1 rRNA gene is annotated in these 622 nt (G+C 44.7%); it reads right to left on the bottom strand.

From position 1 onward, the window contains the following. Window positions 1-603, bottom strand: a 23S ribosomal RNA gene (locus ACTG7X_RS11045); the annotation flags it as partial. Window positions 604-622: the final 19 nt, after the last annotated feature.

Raw genomic sequence — 622 nt, forward strand, 5'->3', positions numbered from 1 at the left:
CTTATTCCTATAGCCTGTCACCTGCGTAGTCACTTAATGATTGAAAATCATTAAGTGACGGAGCTCCCACTGCTTGTACGTACACGGTTTCAGGTTCTATTTCACTCCCCTCGCTGGGGTTCTTTTCGCCTTTCCTTCACAGTACTGGTTCACTATCGGTCAATCAGGAGTATTTAGCCTTAGAGGATGGTCCCCCTATCTTCAGACAGAATTTCTCGTGTTCCGCCCTACTTCTTGTTAGCTTAGTACCACCAGTGAATTTTTGAATACGGGGCTATCACCCTGTGTCGCTAGACTTCCCAGTCTATTCTTCTAATTCACTGACTATCACTAACGGCTCCTCCGCTTTCGCTCGCCGCTACTCACAGAATCTCGGTTGATTTCTTTTCCTCGGGGTACTTAGATGTTTCAGTTCTCCCGGTTTGCCTCGTTATTCTATGTATTCAAATAACGATAGTAGATTCTTCATCTACTGGGTTTCCCCATTCGGATATTTTGGATTAAACGCCTCTTATCGACTCATCCAAACTTTTCGCAGATTAGCACGTCCTTCTTCGCCTCTGATTGCCTAGGCATCCACCGTGTACGCTTAGTCACTTAACTATACAACCTCAAATGTTTT

The organism is Lonepinella sp. BR2271, from assembly GCF_051851515.1.
Classification (GTDB): domain Bacteria; phylum Pseudomonadota; class Gammaproteobacteria; order Enterobacterales; family Pasteurellaceae; genus Lonepinella.